This window comes from Arthrobacter sedimenti, assembly GCF_042652025.1.
GTDB lineage: Bacteria > Actinomycetota > Actinomycetes > Actinomycetales > Micrococcaceae > Arthrobacter > Arthrobacter sedimenti.
This window is the reverse complement of record NZ_JBHSDQ010000007.1, coordinates 128,807-142,244: the sequence shown is the minus strand read 5'-3', so window position 1 is coordinate 142,244 and position 13,438 is coordinate 128,807. Positions and strand designations below refer to the sequence as shown.

Below are 13,438 nucleotides of genomic sequence, written 5' to 3'. Positions count from 1 at the left end.
ACATCGCGGTAAAGTGTCCGCATGCCCAGGATTTCAGCGGCCAGCAATGCCGAACAACGCGCGGAGACCCAGCGCCGCATCCTCACCGCTTTCGGCGAGCTCCTGTTCACCCACGGCCTTCCAGGGCTGACCATGACCGACGTGGCCCGCCACGCAGGCATTGGCAGGACTGCCGTCTATAACTACTTCGCCGATATCGAAGAGCTCCTGATCTCCTACGCCCTCGATGAAACCGAAAAGTTTCTTTCCGACCTGCGCGACGCACTGGAGCGCCTGGAGAACCCGGTGGACCGGCTGGCCCTGTACGTCCGCGCCCAGGTGGTTGACCTCAGCCGCCGCCACCTCCCGCCGGGGCCTGCCATGGGGGCCGTGCTGTCGCCGTCGTCCTTTGCCAAACTCTCGGACCACGTGGGCGAGCTCAGCGTCCTGCTCCAGGGCATCCTGCGGGATGGCATGGAACAGGGCTACCTGCCCGTAGCCGACGTGGGCCAGCAGTCGCAACTGATCCTGGGCACCCTGTCCTCCAGCGCGGCGAGGGGCAGCGACGAGCCTGCCGAGCTGGAGGCCCGCGTGGCCCGGACCGTGCGGTTCATTCAGTTGGGCGCAGGTGCAAGGTTCGACGCCGGGGGGCGGCCCATCAGGGTGGCGCAGCTTCCGGCGGTGGCCAGCTGACGGGCAGGCGCCAGGTGCCGGGCCGGAGGATCAGGCGGCAGGCGTAACGGGCAGCTTGTCAGGGTCTGCTATGCGCCGGCTTTCCCGGGGGCAGCTGAGCTGGCCCGGAGTCTGGTCAACAAGTTCCGGCGGGACGAGGCCCTTGTAGTCCTGCGCCAGGATCACATCAACGCTGGCGTCGTTCCTGCCGTCCTGGAAGTAGTCGGACCCCTGGAGATTGCGCTGCACCGTGAAGGCCGCCGCTTGTCCGGCCGCACCTGACACCACCGCAGCCACGCCCCGATAGCCGGCGTTGATGTTAGACACGTTCCCCACCACGAACTTCCGTGCCAGGAACTCGTCCGCCACCGAGCGGGCCAGCCCGGACCGGCTGGTGGAGTTCAGGACGTTGAGGTTGACCTTGTCGTTGGGCGTGTAGTCGAAGCTCGAGGCCGGGCAGGATGACACCGGAGTCGGGGCCGGTTCGGCGGCAGGGATTTTCAGCCGCCCGTTGATGATGGCCATGGCAACGATGATGCCGGCGGCGATCAGGCCGATCAGCAGGACCAGCACCACCCCGTGCAGTACGCGGCGGCGGACCCGGGCGGTCTCATCGGCGTCCTTGGCCGCTTCCATGGCGGCGCGCAGCTCCGGGCCGGAAACAACATGGTGGCCGTGAAGGACGCTGGGGTCCGCCGGCCGCTTCCTAGCCATCGAGTACCAGGACCCGGGCGTGGATTGCGGTGCGCTGGTGCAGTGCGGTGCGGACCGCGCGGTGCAGCCCGTCCTCCAGATACAGGGTTCCCCGGTACTGCACCACGTGCGGGAAAAGGTCGCCAAAGAAGGTGGAATCCTCCGCCAGCAGCGCCTCCAGGTCCAGGGTGCGCTTGGTGGTCACCAGTTCGTCCAGCCGGACGGGCCGCGGCGGCAGGGAGGCCCACTGTTTTGGGGTGTTGAAACCATGGTCGGGGTAAGGGCGGCCCTCGCCCACAGCTTTGAATATCACCATGCCACAGTAGGCACCGCGCCGCGCCAGCGAAAGTAGCAGGGCTGGTGCGTGCCAGGTTGTAGCCAAACAGTGACAAAGCGCCCCCGTCCCCCGGCGCCCGCGCAGCACCCCCGCCCGTGCTGAGAGAATGGAGCCATGACAGCCACCGAGTCCCCAGCCGTGCCCGCACCCGGAATCCGCCTGCCGTCCGCACCGCCGCTGGCGCTCCTGCTGGATGTGGATGGGCCGGTGGCCAGCCCGGTGACCCGGAACGTTAAAGCGGACATCATCCTGGACCTGGTGGCCCTCGCCGCGGCAGGGATTCCCGTCATCTTCAACACCGGCCGCTCCGACGCCTTCATCCGGGAGCAGGTGATGGAACCGATGATCGCGGCCGGTATTCCGGCAGGCACGGTTATCCACGCCATCTGCGAAAAGGGGGCCGTCTGGTTCAGCTACACCTCCGCCGGGCCCGGGCCCGTCCACGTGGACCGGGAACTGGCCGTGCCGGCAGCGTATGGCGACGACATCCGCCGGCTGGTGGCAGAGGACTACGCCGCGCACATGTTCTTCGATGAAACCAAGCGGGCCATGGTGTCCGTGGAGCAGCACATCGACGTGCCGAGCGCCGACTACCTGGCCGAGCAAAAGCTGTTCGACGCCGAAGCGATGGAGCTCATGGTGCGGCACGGCCTCGGCGTTGTCCGGCTGGACCACCACGTCCCCAATTCCGACGACGAGGTGGACTACCGCGTGGATCCCACCATCATTTCCACTGACATCGAGTCCGTACGCCTGGGGAAGGACCTGGGCGCCAGCCGCGCCGTGGAACTCCTCGCGGCCCAGGGCATCACGCCGCAGGCGTGGCGGACGGTGGGCGATTCACGCACCGACTACGCCATGGCTGATTGGCTCCACCACAACGACCATTCCGTCAAGCACGTGGACGTGCGCCCTGCGGACGGCGTGCCCAACAAGCCCTACCCGGTGCTCACGGCGGAGGACCTGGGGCTGGAAGCCACAGTGATCCACGACGACGCCGGCGGCGCCTTCCTGCGCGCCTGGCGGGAGGCGCTGGACGCCTGAGCCGCTGCCGGGCCGCCGTCGAACGTTCACCGGGGTGCCCTGACGGCGCTCCGAAACCTCCCGTTACAACTGCAGGACTATCATGCAGGTAAGAATGCCCACTTCCAGCAGCACGGAGACAACCATTACAGAAGCACCGGTCCAGGACGAGGTCTACTACGGCGGCCAGGCGTCCGTGGAGGAACAATTTCATGCCGAGATCACGTCGGCGGCGGCGGAGCAGCGGCTCAGCCACCGGCCGGACGTCATCAGGCACAAGGGCCGCTATGCCCTGATCAACGACACCAGGACCCCATACCAGGCCATGGTGGAAGACCTGCTGTTCCTGCGCAACGTCCTGGCCAACGCCGGCCTCTCCTACCTCCTGGTCCGCGGGAACAACGACCGGCCCGTGCTGGCTCTGGACTGGAAGGACCGGAAGAAGCTTCGCGCTGCCCTGGTGGAGGCCTGCCGGGACGAGCCCTTCTACTCCATGACCGTGGATGCCAAGAAAAAGACATCCGTCCTGGTGGCCGACGGCGAACTGTCCCCCAACCGGCAGGGCCGCATCTTCCGCCTCTACCGTCCGCGGGTTGAGCCGGTGGGCGGCTTCGAGTTCGGCGCCTCCGCCGGCGTCCAGATCGAACTGTGGGCCTTCGAGGGCGAACAACTCACCCTTCCCATCGAAAACTCCCTGACCCGCAGGACCCTGCTGCGCCAGGACGCGGTCCGCGGCACGGTGGAGCGCTACGGCCACACCTGGCCCACCATCGAGAACATGTTCGCCGACCATGCCAGCGACATCAGCTTCGACGTCGACATCGTCTTCTCCTGGGTGGACGGCAGCTCCCCCGAATACATCGCGGCCCGCCGCGCCCAGCAAAAGGGACATGTCCTGGGTGAAGGCGACGACCATGAGGCCCGCTTCCGGCAAATCAACGAGCTGAAGTACGCGCTGCGCTCGGTCTACATGTTTGCGCCCTGGATCCGCCGCATCTTCATCGCCACGGACTCCCCCGCGCCGGCCTGGTTGGCCGACCACCCCTCCGTCACGATCGTCCGCAGCGAGGAGTTCTTCTCTGATCCCTCGGTGCTGCCCACCCACAACTCCCAGGCGGTGGAGTGCCAGCTGCACAACATCGAGGGGTTGTCCGAGCACTTCCTCTACTCCAACGACGACATGTTCTTCGGCCGCCCCGTGGGCCCGGACATGTTCTTTACCCCCGGCGGCATCACCAAGTTCATCGAGGCGGAAACCAGGATCGGCCTGGGCGAGAACGATGCCGAGCGCAGCGGATTCGAGAACGCCGCCCGCGTGAACCGCAAGCTGCTGTGGAACCGGTTCGGGCGGATCACCACCCGGCACCTTGAGCACACCGCCGCGCCCCTGCGGCGCAGCGTGGTAAGCCAGATGGAGCAAGAGTTCCCTGAGGAGTTCCGCAAGACGGCGGCCAGCCGGTTCCGGGCGGCGGACAACATCTCCGTGACCAACTCGTTCTACCACTACTACGCCTTGCTCACCGGCCTGGCCGTCACCCAGACAGCGGCCAAGGTGCGTTATGTGGACACCACCATGCGGTCCGGGCTGAAGTACCTGCCCAAGCTGCTGGGCAAGCGGAACATGGACTTCTTCTGCCTGAACGACGGCAGCTTCCCCGAGGTCAGTGCGGACGAGCGGGCCGAACTGGTGACCGATTTCCTGGAACGGTACTTCCCCATCAAGGCGCCCTGGGAAAAGTAGCCAGGAAAGACCAATGCCGGTCCCCCAACGGGGACCGGCATCACCTTCAAGCTATGCCTAGCGTCGCGCGCTGATTCCGAGCTTGGAGCTCCCCAGCTGCTTGGTGGTTTCCGGGATCCGGACGCCCGCCGCTTCCAGGCGCCGGGCCGTTTCTTCGGGTGAGACGTACTCGCCCACGGTGGGCGAGCTGCCCAGCGGAACCACCGAGTGCACGATGGTGTGCTCGTAGACGTGCACCAGGTTGAACGCCTGGCCGCCGTCCTGTCCGCGGGTGCCTCCCACCGGAACGTTGAGGTCCTGCGTGTAGCAGGACGCGGACGCGACCGACACGGGCACGCCGGCGAAGCTGGCAGTGGTGGAGTAGTGCAGGTGGCCGGCCAGGATGGTGCGGACGTCCGAGTTGCGCACCACGGCCGCCAGGGATGCCTGGTCCCGCAGTTCCACAAGCACCGAAAGATCCAGGACAGACGGGACCGGAGGGTGGTGGAGGGCCAGGATGGTGCCGTCCGGCGCGGGGGTTTCCAGCTGCCGGGCCAGCCACTCCAACTGGGCGGCACTCAGTTCGCCGTGGTGGAAACCCGGGACGGTGGTGTCCAGCGTGATGACGCGCAGCCCGTTGATGAAGTAGCTGTGGTCCACCGGTTCATCCGTACCGGGTTGGTCGAGCAGGCCCTTGCGGAAATTGGCACGGTCGTCGTGGTTGCCCATGGCCCAAATGACCTGGGCGCCGAGTTCCTTGCAGGCGGGCTCGACGATGGCGCGCAGCTTGACGTAGGCCTGTGCATCGCCCTTGTCGGCGAGGTCGCCGGTAAAAATCACGGCTTCCGGCCTGGCGCCGGATGCTTTGACTTCGTCGAACAGCTGGATGAGCCTGGCTTCGCTGTCGACGGTTCCGTAGAGGGGTTCTGGACCTCCCAACAGGTGGGGATCGCTCAGGTGGAGTAGGAAGTGGCGTGGCCGGGGATGTTCGGCCTCGATGTGCTCCATTGCTACCTCTATGGTCGGTGGGAAGCCGTTCTTCCCTTGTACCCTTCAGTAATATTTATCCAATCAGACATTTGGCAAACTTGGGGTGAATCGCCGTTGCTGATGTGGAAAAAGTTAAAAGAACTGCGCTTTTGCGGACGATGTTCGGACAACCCGCCCTTATCCGAGCTCCTGCTCGATCGCGTCGATCACTGCTGCTGAGTCCGGCTCCACTGTGGGAGCGAACCGGGCCACCACATTCCCCTCGCGGTTGACCAGGAACTTCTCGAAGTTCCACTTCACCATCCCCGGCAGCAGGCCGGTCCGGAACTTGGTGAGCTCGCCGTAGAGCAGGTGCTGGTTCCTGCCGCGGACATCGGTCTTGGCCGTGAGTGGGAACGTGACGCCAAAATTCCGTTCACAGAAGTCCGCAATTTCGTCGTCGGTACCGGGTTCCTGACCCGCGAACTGGTTGCACGGAACGCCAAGGACTTCGAACCCCCGGTCCCGGAACTTGCCGTAGAGGGCTTCGAGGCCTGCGTATTGGCGGGTGAATCCGCAGTTCGAGGCGACATTGACCACCAGCACTACTTTCCCTTCGAACTGTCCAAAATTCGTCCTGGTCCCGTCATTGAGGATCAGCGGGATCGGATACAGGGGCCGCGGGCTGCGCATCAGCGAAGAATTATTCATATGGGGAGTTCGTTGCCGAAGCCCCCGTGTACGGGTACGGACCGGAGTTTTTCTAGGCTGGCGGCGTTGTGGGTACGGGTCCGGTCAACGAGGGCGATGGCGTGGGGGTTGGCGTTGGGGTTGGCGCAGGCGGCACGGTCGTCGGAGCCGGGACCGGAACCGGTGCCGGCGCCGGCGCAGGTGCTGGTGCCGGTGCGGGAGCAGGTGCAATTGGCGTTGGCGCAGGTTCGACCGGGGCCGGTGTAGGAGCCGGCGGGGCAGGAGCCGGGTCGACGGGCGCCGGTGAGGTGGGCGAGGGAGCCGGATCAGTGGGCGCGGGAGTCGGGCTGACCGGCTCTGTGGGGGTCGGCTGGGTCGGCGAAGGCGACGGACCCGGCGAAGTGGGCGAGGGCGCCGGATCAGTGGGCGCGGGAGTCGGGCTGACCGGCTCTGTCGGGGAAGGCGACGGGCTCGGAGAAGTGGGCGACGGCGTCGGCCCAGTTGGCGAAGGCGTCGGGCTCGGCGAAGTGGGCGACGGCGTCGGGCTTGGCTGAGCAGCCGGCGGCCCGCTGGGTGCCGGGCCGGACGAAGGCGGCGCGGCACCTCCGGATGGTTCGGGCGGTGGCGGGGCCGACGTCGTCGTTTGCGCGCTGGGAGGTGGGAGCACGATGCCCGTCGCTTCGGACGGCACTGGGCTTGGAAGACGTGGCAGGAGCGGCGGGAAGGGCGACGGCAGCAGCCCGGCCGCCGGCGACCCATCGCCCGGGTCCACCTGGAGGGGAATAGTCCAGCTGATCATGCCCGCGGAGGCTCCCTGGCCCGGCGCGTACGAAACCATGTCGGCCGGAACCTGGCCCAAAGCCCGGAGCTGGAGGAAGCTCCACCGCAGGGGATTGGTGTAGCGGCCGTTGAGGATGGCTTCGAAATGCAGGTGGCAGCCCGTGGACCATCCGGTGGTGCCCACGCGTGCGATGACCTGGCCAACCTTCACCCTGTCGCCGGTATGAACGCCGATGGACTCCAAGTGGTTGTAGGTGGTGATGAGTCCATCGCCGTGGTCGATCTCTATCCGGTTGCCGCCGCCCCATGGATGCCAGCCGGCCGCCCGCACAACACCCGAATCAGCTGCGTAGACGGGCGTGCCGCAGGCCGCCGCATAATCCTGTCCCAAATGGAAGTCCCCCGCAGTGCCGCTAAGCGGGCTGACCCGGAGACCGAAAGGCGAACTCGGATCGAGGAACTGGAGCGGTGCCATCAGGAAGCCGGCCAACGGCCTGCCCGCACCTGCGGGTCCCAGGGTCAGGGCACCCGGACCCACTTGCCCGGCGCCACCGATCGACGTGTGCGGGAAGGCCAGCGTGACCTGCGGACTGGACAGGATTGCGGGCGGAAGCGCGCCGGCCACAACCTGGTCTGATGCAGGCGGAACTGGTTGCCGTTCGGTCTTTTTGCCCGCGTCTGCACCCGGAGTTTCGAACGGGGCGGCGGCACCCGGAGTTACCCCGGCGGGGGCAAAGGATCCTGCCCATTGTCCCGGTTCTGCTGAATCGGCGGAAAGATTAACAGCGTAAACAGACGCGGCCAGCACGCCTGCAGCGGCGGCGGCGCGGGCAACGGGGCGAAACGTACGCTGGTCCGGCTTCCTGCTGCCGGGTACGGATTTCTTAGCCAATTGACTGACTCCACGACGTGGCCTGCCGCACGTTGTCTCGACGGTATGTCCCATGGGACCACAGGACCGCACGGGTGGAAACCCCACGTACGGGCTATGCGGGTTTTTTATCGGGCGTTAGGGGGTGCGCAGTTGTGGTCTTGGGCCGGCGGCCCTGCTGTCCCGGCCGGAATGGGCAACAATGGTTCATGCGCAATGTCCTTCGATCATGGCAGGACGAGGTCAAGAAGACCTTCTCAGGCAACGCCGACGCTCCGCCGGAGTGGTCGCTGCGCCTGGCCGAAGGCGACGACGCGGGCTACCACCTGCCCGGTTCAGCGGTCTGGGCTGTCCACGGCTCCATGACGCCCATTGTCGGAGGAATCCGAACGTTGCTCATGCAGTCGCTGCATCCGGGCGCCCTGGCAGGCGTACACGAGCACTCCAATTTCCGCGAGGACCCCCTGCGCCGGCTGGCCAACACCATCCGCTGGATCTTCACGGTCACGTATGGATCCACGGCCGCGGCGGAGGAGGCAACACGGCGTGTCCGCCACCTGCATAAGCCCGTCCAGGGCAGCTACCAGGCCAACGACGGCGGCCAGCGCACCTACAGTGCCAACGATCCGGCGCTCGCAGGCTGGATCCACCTCGCCTTCACGGACGGCTTCCTCGCAGCCCACAAGATCTGGGGTGGGCCCATTCCGGACGGGGACGACGCCTACGTCCGGGAGTGGGCCCAGGCGGGGCGGCTGATGGGGGTGGAAAACCCGCCGACGACGGAAGCGGAGCTGCGGAGCCAGCTGGAAGGGTGGTACGCGCAGGGCCAACTGAGGGCAGACGGGCGGGTGAAGGAGACCGTGGAGTTCATCCGCAAGGCTCCGCTGCATCCCCTGCTCAGGCCCGGCTACCGGATCCTGTTTGCCGGCGCCGTCTACAGCCTGGAACCCCGGTACCGCGAAATGCTGGGGCTCTCTGTGCCACGGCTGGGCCCCTTTCCCCTTCCGGTGAGGCTGGCCACGAAGGTGGTGCTCGGCGTCGTACACCTCGCCCTGGGCGGCATCGGCCGGCGCATGGGTCCGAGTGAAATCGCCGCGAGGCAACGCCTGAAGCGGCTCGGGGAGCCCTCGGCGAACCTGGCCTGAGCAAACATCTATCGACAAGGCGGGCACCAAGGAAGCCGGCGGCAACAGTGCCGGGCGACGGCGAAAAAGCAAGAACCCGGCCCCAGGGTTGCTGGGACCGGGTTCTCGACCGGCGGAGAATGGGGGATTTGAACCCCCGAGGGCGTTAACCCAACACGCGTTCCAGGCGTGCGCCATAGGCCGCTAGGCGAATTCTCCATCTGCTTCTGAATCAAAAGCAGGTACTAGATTACCTGAACTTTTCCGCATCGCCCAATTGGCCCACACGGAGCAGGTTTGAGGGCGCCGTCCAAGCATTTGCGGAGGCTTCTTTAGGGAGTCTTTAATCTGAAAATGGACGCCCCCAATGCGCCCATTCCCTGGTGCACCGTTGAGCTGCCGGGTCCGGCCCGCCCAACCAGGCCACGCAGCTCACAACCTTGAGATTGCCCCAATCGGTGTACGTTTCCATGATCGCGGCTGGGACGGAGATAAGCAATGGAATCCGTGAAGCGCCCCGCCCCTGGCGGCATCGGGCAGGATGGGTTCATGGCCGAGCTGCATGCACTGGTGGTTTACGTTCCCGCGTCCCACACCCGGAAGGTTCTAGATGCCATCGGCGACGCCGGAGCTGGCCGGCTGGGCAATTACTCCCACTGCTCTTTCGTCACGCCGGGGACCGGGAGGTTCACACCCCAGGATGGCGCCCGGCCCTTCCTTGGGCGGCCAGGCACCCCTGAAGTAGTCGCCGAAGAACGCATCGAGTGTGTTGTGGACGAACGGGTGCTGGCCGCCGTCGTGGCCGCCTTGCGGGCCGCGCACCCGTACGAGGAGCCCGCCTTCATGACCTGGCGCGTGGAAGGCTGGCGGTGACGGGAGCCCGATTCGAGTCGGGCCACATGTTCGGGTAAAGTATCTGACGGCCCCTCATGTGGCGTCATCCTGTTGAACTCCCCCAGGACCGGAAGGTAGCAAGGGTAGACGGGCTCTGGCGGGTGCATGGGGGGTCTTTACTATTCCCCCACAGGGCGGCATGATGTCAGCCCGGATTGGTAGGGTTTTCTCTGTGACAGTTACTACCGCCCTGTACCGCAGATACCGTCCCGACTCGTTCGCTGACGTTATCGGGCAGGAGCACGTCACCGAGCCGCTGATGACGGCTTTGCGGAAGAACCGGGTCAATCACGCCTACCTTTTTTCCGGCCCCAGGGGCTGCGGAAAGACCACGTCCGCCCGCATCCTGGCCCGCTGCCTCAACTGCGCCCAGGGTCCCACCGACACCCCTTGCGGAACCTGCCCCAGCTGTATTGAGTTGGCACGCGGCGGCTCCGGATCCCTCGACGTCATCGAGATTGACGCCGCCAGCCACGGCGGCGTCGACGACGCGCGGGACCTCCGCGAGCGGGCCACCTTCGCCCCCGTGCGGGACCGCTACAAAATCTTCATCATCGACGAAGCCCACATGGTCACCTCCGCAGGGTTCAACGCCCTGCTGAAGATCGTGGAAGAGCCGCCGGAACACATCAAGTTCATCTTCGCCACCACGGAGCCGGACAAAGTCATCGGAACCATCCGGTCCCGGACCCACCACTACCCGTTCCGGCTGGTGCCGCCGGAACCTCTGATGGCCTACCTCGAGCTCCTGTGCCGCCAGGAAAACGTCCCGGTTGCCCCGGGCGTGCTGTCACTGGTTATCCGGGCCGGCGGCGGTTCCGTCCGCGACTCGCTCTCCGTCCTGGACCAGCTCATGGCCGGTGCCGGTCCCAACGGCCTCGACTATGAACTCGCCGTCGCGCTGCTGGGCTACACCCACGCCTCACTGCTGGACGACGTCGTGGAGGCCATCGCCGCTTCCGATTCCGCCACCGTCTTCCGCGCCGTGGACCGGGTCATCCAGACCGGCCACGATCCGCGCCGGTTCGTGGAGGACCTGCTGGAACGCTTCCGCGACCTGATCATCGTCCAGGCCATGCCCGAAAGCGCCCACGCCATCCTGCGGGGGATGCCGGCCGACCAGATCGCGCGGCTGCAGAACCAGGCCCATAACCTGGGTGCTGCGGAACTTTCGCGTGCCGCGGATGTCACCAATACTGCGCTGACCGAGATGACCGGTGCCACGTCCCCGCGGCTGCACCTGGAACTGCTGTGCGCCCGGATCCTGCTGCCCAGCTCCGAGCAGAACGAGCGCGGCATGGCTGCACGGATCGACCGCGTGGAGCGGCGGCTGAACTACGCCGGGAACGACGTCGGAGCTCCCGCCGCCCCAGCACCGGCAGACCAGGCAACCGTCCCCTCAGCCCGGACAGCAGCGGCTGCGACACCAACGGCAGCGCCAGCAGCCCCGGCAGGCCAGGCCACAGCCCCTGCCGGAGCTCCTGGCCCGGCCTCCGGCGCATCGTCTGCCGGACCACGCCCTGCCCCGGAGCAGGCGGGCCCCGAAGTGAGCCGTATGCCGGAGCAGGCGCGCCCTGCCCCTCAGCCGGCTCAAGAGGCATCCGCTCCCGCTGCGTCCGCTGCACCCGGGTCCGGCAGCCAGGACTCTCCTGCCGCCGAGGCACCCCGCAGCCCGCTCACACCGCCAAGGGTCAGCACCAGCGACTGGCCTGTCGAGGAGCCGGCGCGGCCCCGAACACAGCATGGCTCCGGAACTGCGGACCCCAGCCAAGCGGCGCCGCAGGAGAGCGCTGCGGTGCATCCCGGCGCCGCGCCGGACCACGAATCTTCAAGCCCGCAGGCACCTGCCCACCAACCACCAGCCGGCGCGCCAGCCCCTGGCAATCACGCACCGGGCAACCAGGCGCCCGCGCCGCAGCAGGGGGCACCGGGAAGGCCAGCACCCGCCAGTGCTGCAGGCATGGGTGATGTGGAGGTCCTCCGCAGGGCATGGCCGGACGTCCTGCAGGCTCTGTCCAAGATCAAGCGCAGCACCTGGGCGCTTGTTGAGCCCAACGCGCAGGTAAGTGCGTTTGACGGCAGTGTCCTCACCCTGTCCTTCACTACGTCCGGACTTGCAGGCGCCTTCGGCCGGGCGGACCACTCTGACAACCTGCGCCAGGCCATCCACAGGACCGTGGGCATTGACTGCCAGATCAACGCCGTTGCCGGTGGCGCCAGCCAGGCGAGCTCTGAGCCAAACCCAAAAGCGCCCGTCAGCCCGGTGGTTCCGGCCACTTCAGCTGACGTTGCCTGGGGTTTGGCTCCTGCGCCGGCCCAACCAGCCGCACCGGCACAAGGCCCGGCCTCACCCGTCCAAACAGCCGCACCGGCGCAGGGCCCTGCCTCACCGCTCCAGCAGGCAGCCAATTCGACCACGCCCGGGACCGCCCCTGAAACTCTGGCCGCCCCGGCAGCCCAGTCGGGTGGAAGTCCTGAGGGTTCCGCCGTTGGTAACTCCGCCCGCAGCGGAAGTTCCGGGAGCACTGCCGTTGCCGGCGGCCTGGCTGCCGCACCGGCAGGTACGCCTGCTGCGGCCACCGTCGCTGAAACACGTCCGGCACAGGGCGTGAACAGCCGCGTCCGGCAGGACCCGGAGCCCGTCCGGACGGCGGCCGGGAGCCCGGGAACCCCTCCTAGTGCCTCCGGCCCTGATGCCGGCCAGTCCCCGTACCCGTCAACCGGCGGTGACTATTCCTACTCGGATGACGACTGGGGCCCGCCCCGGGACGAGGACGCTCCCCCGCTGGATGAGGAACCTCCCATGGACTGGGAGCCCTCCGCGGGTCCCGCCAGCCGCGGCGCCTCATCCTCCTCCGCAGCCGGCGGGCGCCAACCTGCCGGCGGCCAAACGGAGGCTGGCACACGTTCCCACGGAAGTTCGGCTGTTGCCCCGCGCACGGACAGTGCCGCCGCTCCGCAACCTGGCCCGTCCTCCGCTCAGTCGGCACACGCACCCCACGATCCCTGGACACGGGCGGTTGAGCAGGCCCCAGGGGTCTGGGTTGTGGGAGACAAGAGCAACGTGGGTGCCAAACCGGTAGCCGCCTCCGGCAGCGACAACATTGGAGCACAGGGCAACGTTCCGCACTATGCGCCGGCAACAGCCCAGGTACCGCCCTCTATTCCTGTGGCTCCGGTGCCTGCTGCCGGCGTGCCAGGGAACGATTGGGATCCGGGTTCCGGCAACGATCATGCGGCGTCTGCCACGGAAAGCTACCAGGCATCGTCACCGCAGCCCTCCCCGGTACCCGAATACGCCATGGCCTCCGCCGCGCCCGCGACGGGTGCGCCGGCCGCTGTTGCACCGGCCACGGTGGCACCCGCTGCCCCGGCCCGCGCGCAGCCGCCTGCAGCTGCTCCGGTGGCGGGAAGAACCGAAACGCGGCAAAGCCTGTACCAGCGGCTTTCAAGCAGTCCGGAAGCTGAAGCAGGCCGGGCCAAGGCGCCTGCCAGGGCGGCTGCCGCCCCCAGCGCCTATGTCCAGGACATCCCAAGCGCCGATGATGAAACCATCGAGGAATCGGGCGTGTTCGGCCGGGCGGCCGTGGAGCGAATCCTGGGTGGCAAGCTGATCGAGGAGCGGTCACTGGACGGCAGCCCGGTCACCCCACGCTATTGACGGTGGGCAAGGCTGCCCCGGCAGC

Annotated in this window: 11 protein-coding genes, 1 tRNA gene, 1 other RNA gene and 1 pseudogene; 8 read left to right on the top strand and 6 right to left on the bottom strand. The window is 67.1% G+C overall.

Annotated features, from left to right (window positions below; translation table 11 throughout):
* Window positions 1-21: 21 nt before the first annotated feature.
* Window positions 22-672 (top strand): TetR/AcrR family transcriptional regulator, encoded by a 651-nt coding sequence (locus ACFO0G_RS16135; protein WP_286401585.1) that lies wholly within the window; start codon window positions 22-24, stop codon window positions 670-672.
* Between the two features lie 30 nt (window positions 673-702).
* Here the strand turns inward: ACFO0G_RS16135 and ACFO0G_RS16130 are convergent, their stop codons facing one another.
* Both ACFO0G_RS16130 and ACFO0G_RS16125 read right to left on the bottom strand, forming a co-directional pair.
* Window positions 703-1,365 carry a LytR C-terminal domain-containing protein gene (locus ACFO0G_RS16130; RefSeq protein ID WP_286401582.1) on the bottom strand — a complete coding sequence of 221 codons (663 nt, stop codon included), beginning with the start codon at window positions 1,363-1,365 and terminating at the stop codon, window positions 703-705.
* Window positions 1,358-1,657, bottom strand: a complete 300-nt coding sequence (locus tag ACFO0G_RS16125; RefSeq protein ID WP_286404266.1) for a type II toxin-antitoxin system VapB family antitoxin — start codon at window positions 1,655-1,657, stop codon at window positions 1,358-1,360. The genes ACFO0G_RS16130 and ACFO0G_RS16125 overlap by 8 nt, the downstream gene beginning before the upstream one ends.
* A 138-nt stretch (window positions 1,658-1,795) precedes the next feature.
* Here ACFO0G_RS16125 and ACFO0G_RS16120 point away from each other — a divergent pair, with 138 nt between their 5' ends.
* The gene (locus ACFO0G_RS16120; protein ID WP_286401580.1) at window positions 1,796-2,725 is read left to right on the top strand and encodes a hypothetical protein; all 930 of its coding nucleotides are present in this window, start codon (window positions 1,796-1,798) and stop codon (window positions 2,723-2,725) included.
* 94 nt (window positions 2,726-2,819) lie between these two features.
* Window positions 2,820-4,445: a stealth family protein gene (locus ACFO0G_RS16115; RefSeq protein WP_376978851.1), complete on the top strand. Its 1,626-nt coding sequence runs from the start codon at window positions 2,820-2,822 to the stop codon at window positions 4,443-4,445.
* 57 nt (window positions 4,446-4,502) lie between these two features.
* Here the strand turns inward: ACFO0G_RS16115 and ACFO0G_RS16110 are convergent, their stop codons facing one another.
* Both ACFO0G_RS16110 and ACFO0G_RS16105 read right to left on the bottom strand, forming a co-directional pair.
* On the bottom strand, window positions 4,503-5,432 hold the full coding sequence (locus tag ACFO0G_RS16110; RefSeq protein ID WP_376978849.1) for a phosphodiesterase: 930 nt from the start codon (window positions 5,430-5,432) through the stop codon (window positions 4,503-4,505).
* A gap of 159 nt (window positions 5,433-5,591) precedes the next feature.
* Window positions 5,592-6,104: a glutathione peroxidase gene (locus ACFO0G_RS16105; protein WP_376978847.1), complete on the bottom strand. Its 513-nt coding sequence runs from the start codon at window positions 6,102-6,104 to the stop codon at window positions 5,592-5,594.
* A 68-nt stretch (window positions 6,105-6,172) separates the two neighbouring features.
* Between ACFO0G_RS16105 and ACFO0G_RS16100 the strand changes: the two genes are divergently transcribed.
* Complete coding sequence (locus ACFO0G_RS16100) at window positions 6,173-6,637, top strand: hypothetical protein (protein ID WP_376978970.1); 465 nt, start codon at window positions 6,173-6,175, stop codon at window positions 6,635-6,637.
* Window positions 6,638-6,984: 347 nt separating this feature from the next.
* Here ACFO0G_RS16100 and ACFO0G_RS16095 read toward each other — a convergent pair.
* Window positions 6,985-7,338, bottom strand: a pseudogene (locus tag ACFO0G_RS16095) (M23 family metallopeptidase); the annotation flags it as partial.
* A gap of 605 nt (window positions 7,339-7,943) precedes the next feature.
* On the opposite strand from ACFO0G_RS16095, the gene ACFO0G_RS16090 reads away from it, so the two are divergent.
* Window positions 7,944-8,879 (top strand): oxygenase MpaB family protein, encoded by a 936-nt coding sequence (locus ACFO0G_RS16090; protein ID WP_376978845.1) that lies wholly within the window; start codon window positions 7,944-7,946, stop codon window positions 8,877-8,879.
* 113 nt (window positions 8,880-8,992) lie between these two features.
* Here ACFO0G_RS16090 and ACFO0G_RS16085 read toward each other — a convergent pair.
* Window positions 8,993-9,077, bottom strand: a tRNA-Ser gene (locus ACFO0G_RS16085).
* 330 nt (window positions 9,078-9,407) lie between these two features.
* On the opposite strand from ACFO0G_RS16085, the gene ACFO0G_RS16080 reads away from it, so the two are divergent.
* The 3 genes from ACFO0G_RS16080 to ACFO0G_RS16070 all read left to right on the top strand — a co-directional run bounded on the left by ACFO0G_RS16080 (window position 9,408) and on the right by ACFO0G_RS16070 (window position 13,413).
* Window positions 9,408-9,731, top strand: a complete 324-nt coding sequence (locus tag ACFO0G_RS16080; protein ID WP_376978960.1) for a YqfO family protein — start codon at window positions 9,408-9,410, stop codon at window positions 9,729-9,731.
* 45 nt (window positions 9,732-9,776) lie between these two features.
* An RNA gene (gene ffs, locus ACFO0G_RS16075) (signal recognition particle sRNA small type) lies at window positions 9,777-9,873 on the top strand.
* A 21-nt stretch (window positions 9,874-9,894) separates the two neighbouring features.
* Complete coding sequence (locus ACFO0G_RS16070; RefSeq protein WP_376978843.1) at window positions 9,895-13,413, top strand: DNA polymerase III subunit gamma and tau; 3,519 nt, start codon at window positions 9,895-9,897, stop codon at window positions 13,411-13,413.
* Window positions 13,414-13,438 lie beyond the last annotated feature (25 nt).

What these genes read in the sequence shown, in the direction of transcription:
- ACFO0G_RS16135 (WP_286401585.1), top strand. Translation starts at nt 22, where the DNA reads ATGCCCAGGATTTCAGCGGCCAGCAATGCCGAACAACGCGCGGAGACC.
- ACFO0G_RS16130 (WP_286401582.1), bottom strand. Translation starts at nt 1,365, where the DNA reads ATGGCTAGGAAGCGGCCGGCGGACCCCAGCGTCCTTCACGGCCACCAT.
- ACFO0G_RS16120 (WP_286401580.1), top strand. Translation starts at nt 1,796, where the DNA reads ATGACAGCCACCGAGTCCCCAGCCGTGCCCGCACCCGGAATCCGCCTG.
- ACFO0G_RS16115 (WP_376978851.1), top strand. Translation starts at nt 2,820, where the DNA reads ATGCCCACTTCCAGCAGCACGGAGACAACCATTACAGAAGCACCGGTC.
- ACFO0G_RS16110 (WP_376978849.1), bottom strand. Translation starts at nt 5,432, where the DNA reads ATGGAGCACATCGAGGCCGAACATCCCCGGCCACGCCACTTCCTACTC.
- ACFO0G_RS16105 (WP_376978847.1), bottom strand. Translation starts at nt 6,104, where the DNA reads ATGAATAATTCTTCGCTGATGCGCAGCCCGCGGCCCCTGTATCCGATC.
- ACFO0G_RS16090 (WP_376978845.1), top strand. Translation starts at nt 7,944, where the DNA reads ATGCGCAATGTCCTTCGATCATGGCAGGACGAGGTCAAGAAGACCTTC.
- ACFO0G_RS16080 (WP_376978960.1), top strand. Translation starts at nt 9,408, where the DNA reads ATGGCCGAGCTGCATGCACTGGTGGTTTACGTTCCCGCGTCCCACACC.
- ACFO0G_RS16070 (WP_376978843.1), top strand. Translation starts at nt 9,895, where the DNA reads ATGTCAGCCCGGATTGGTAGGGTTTTCTCTGTGACAGTTACTACCGCC.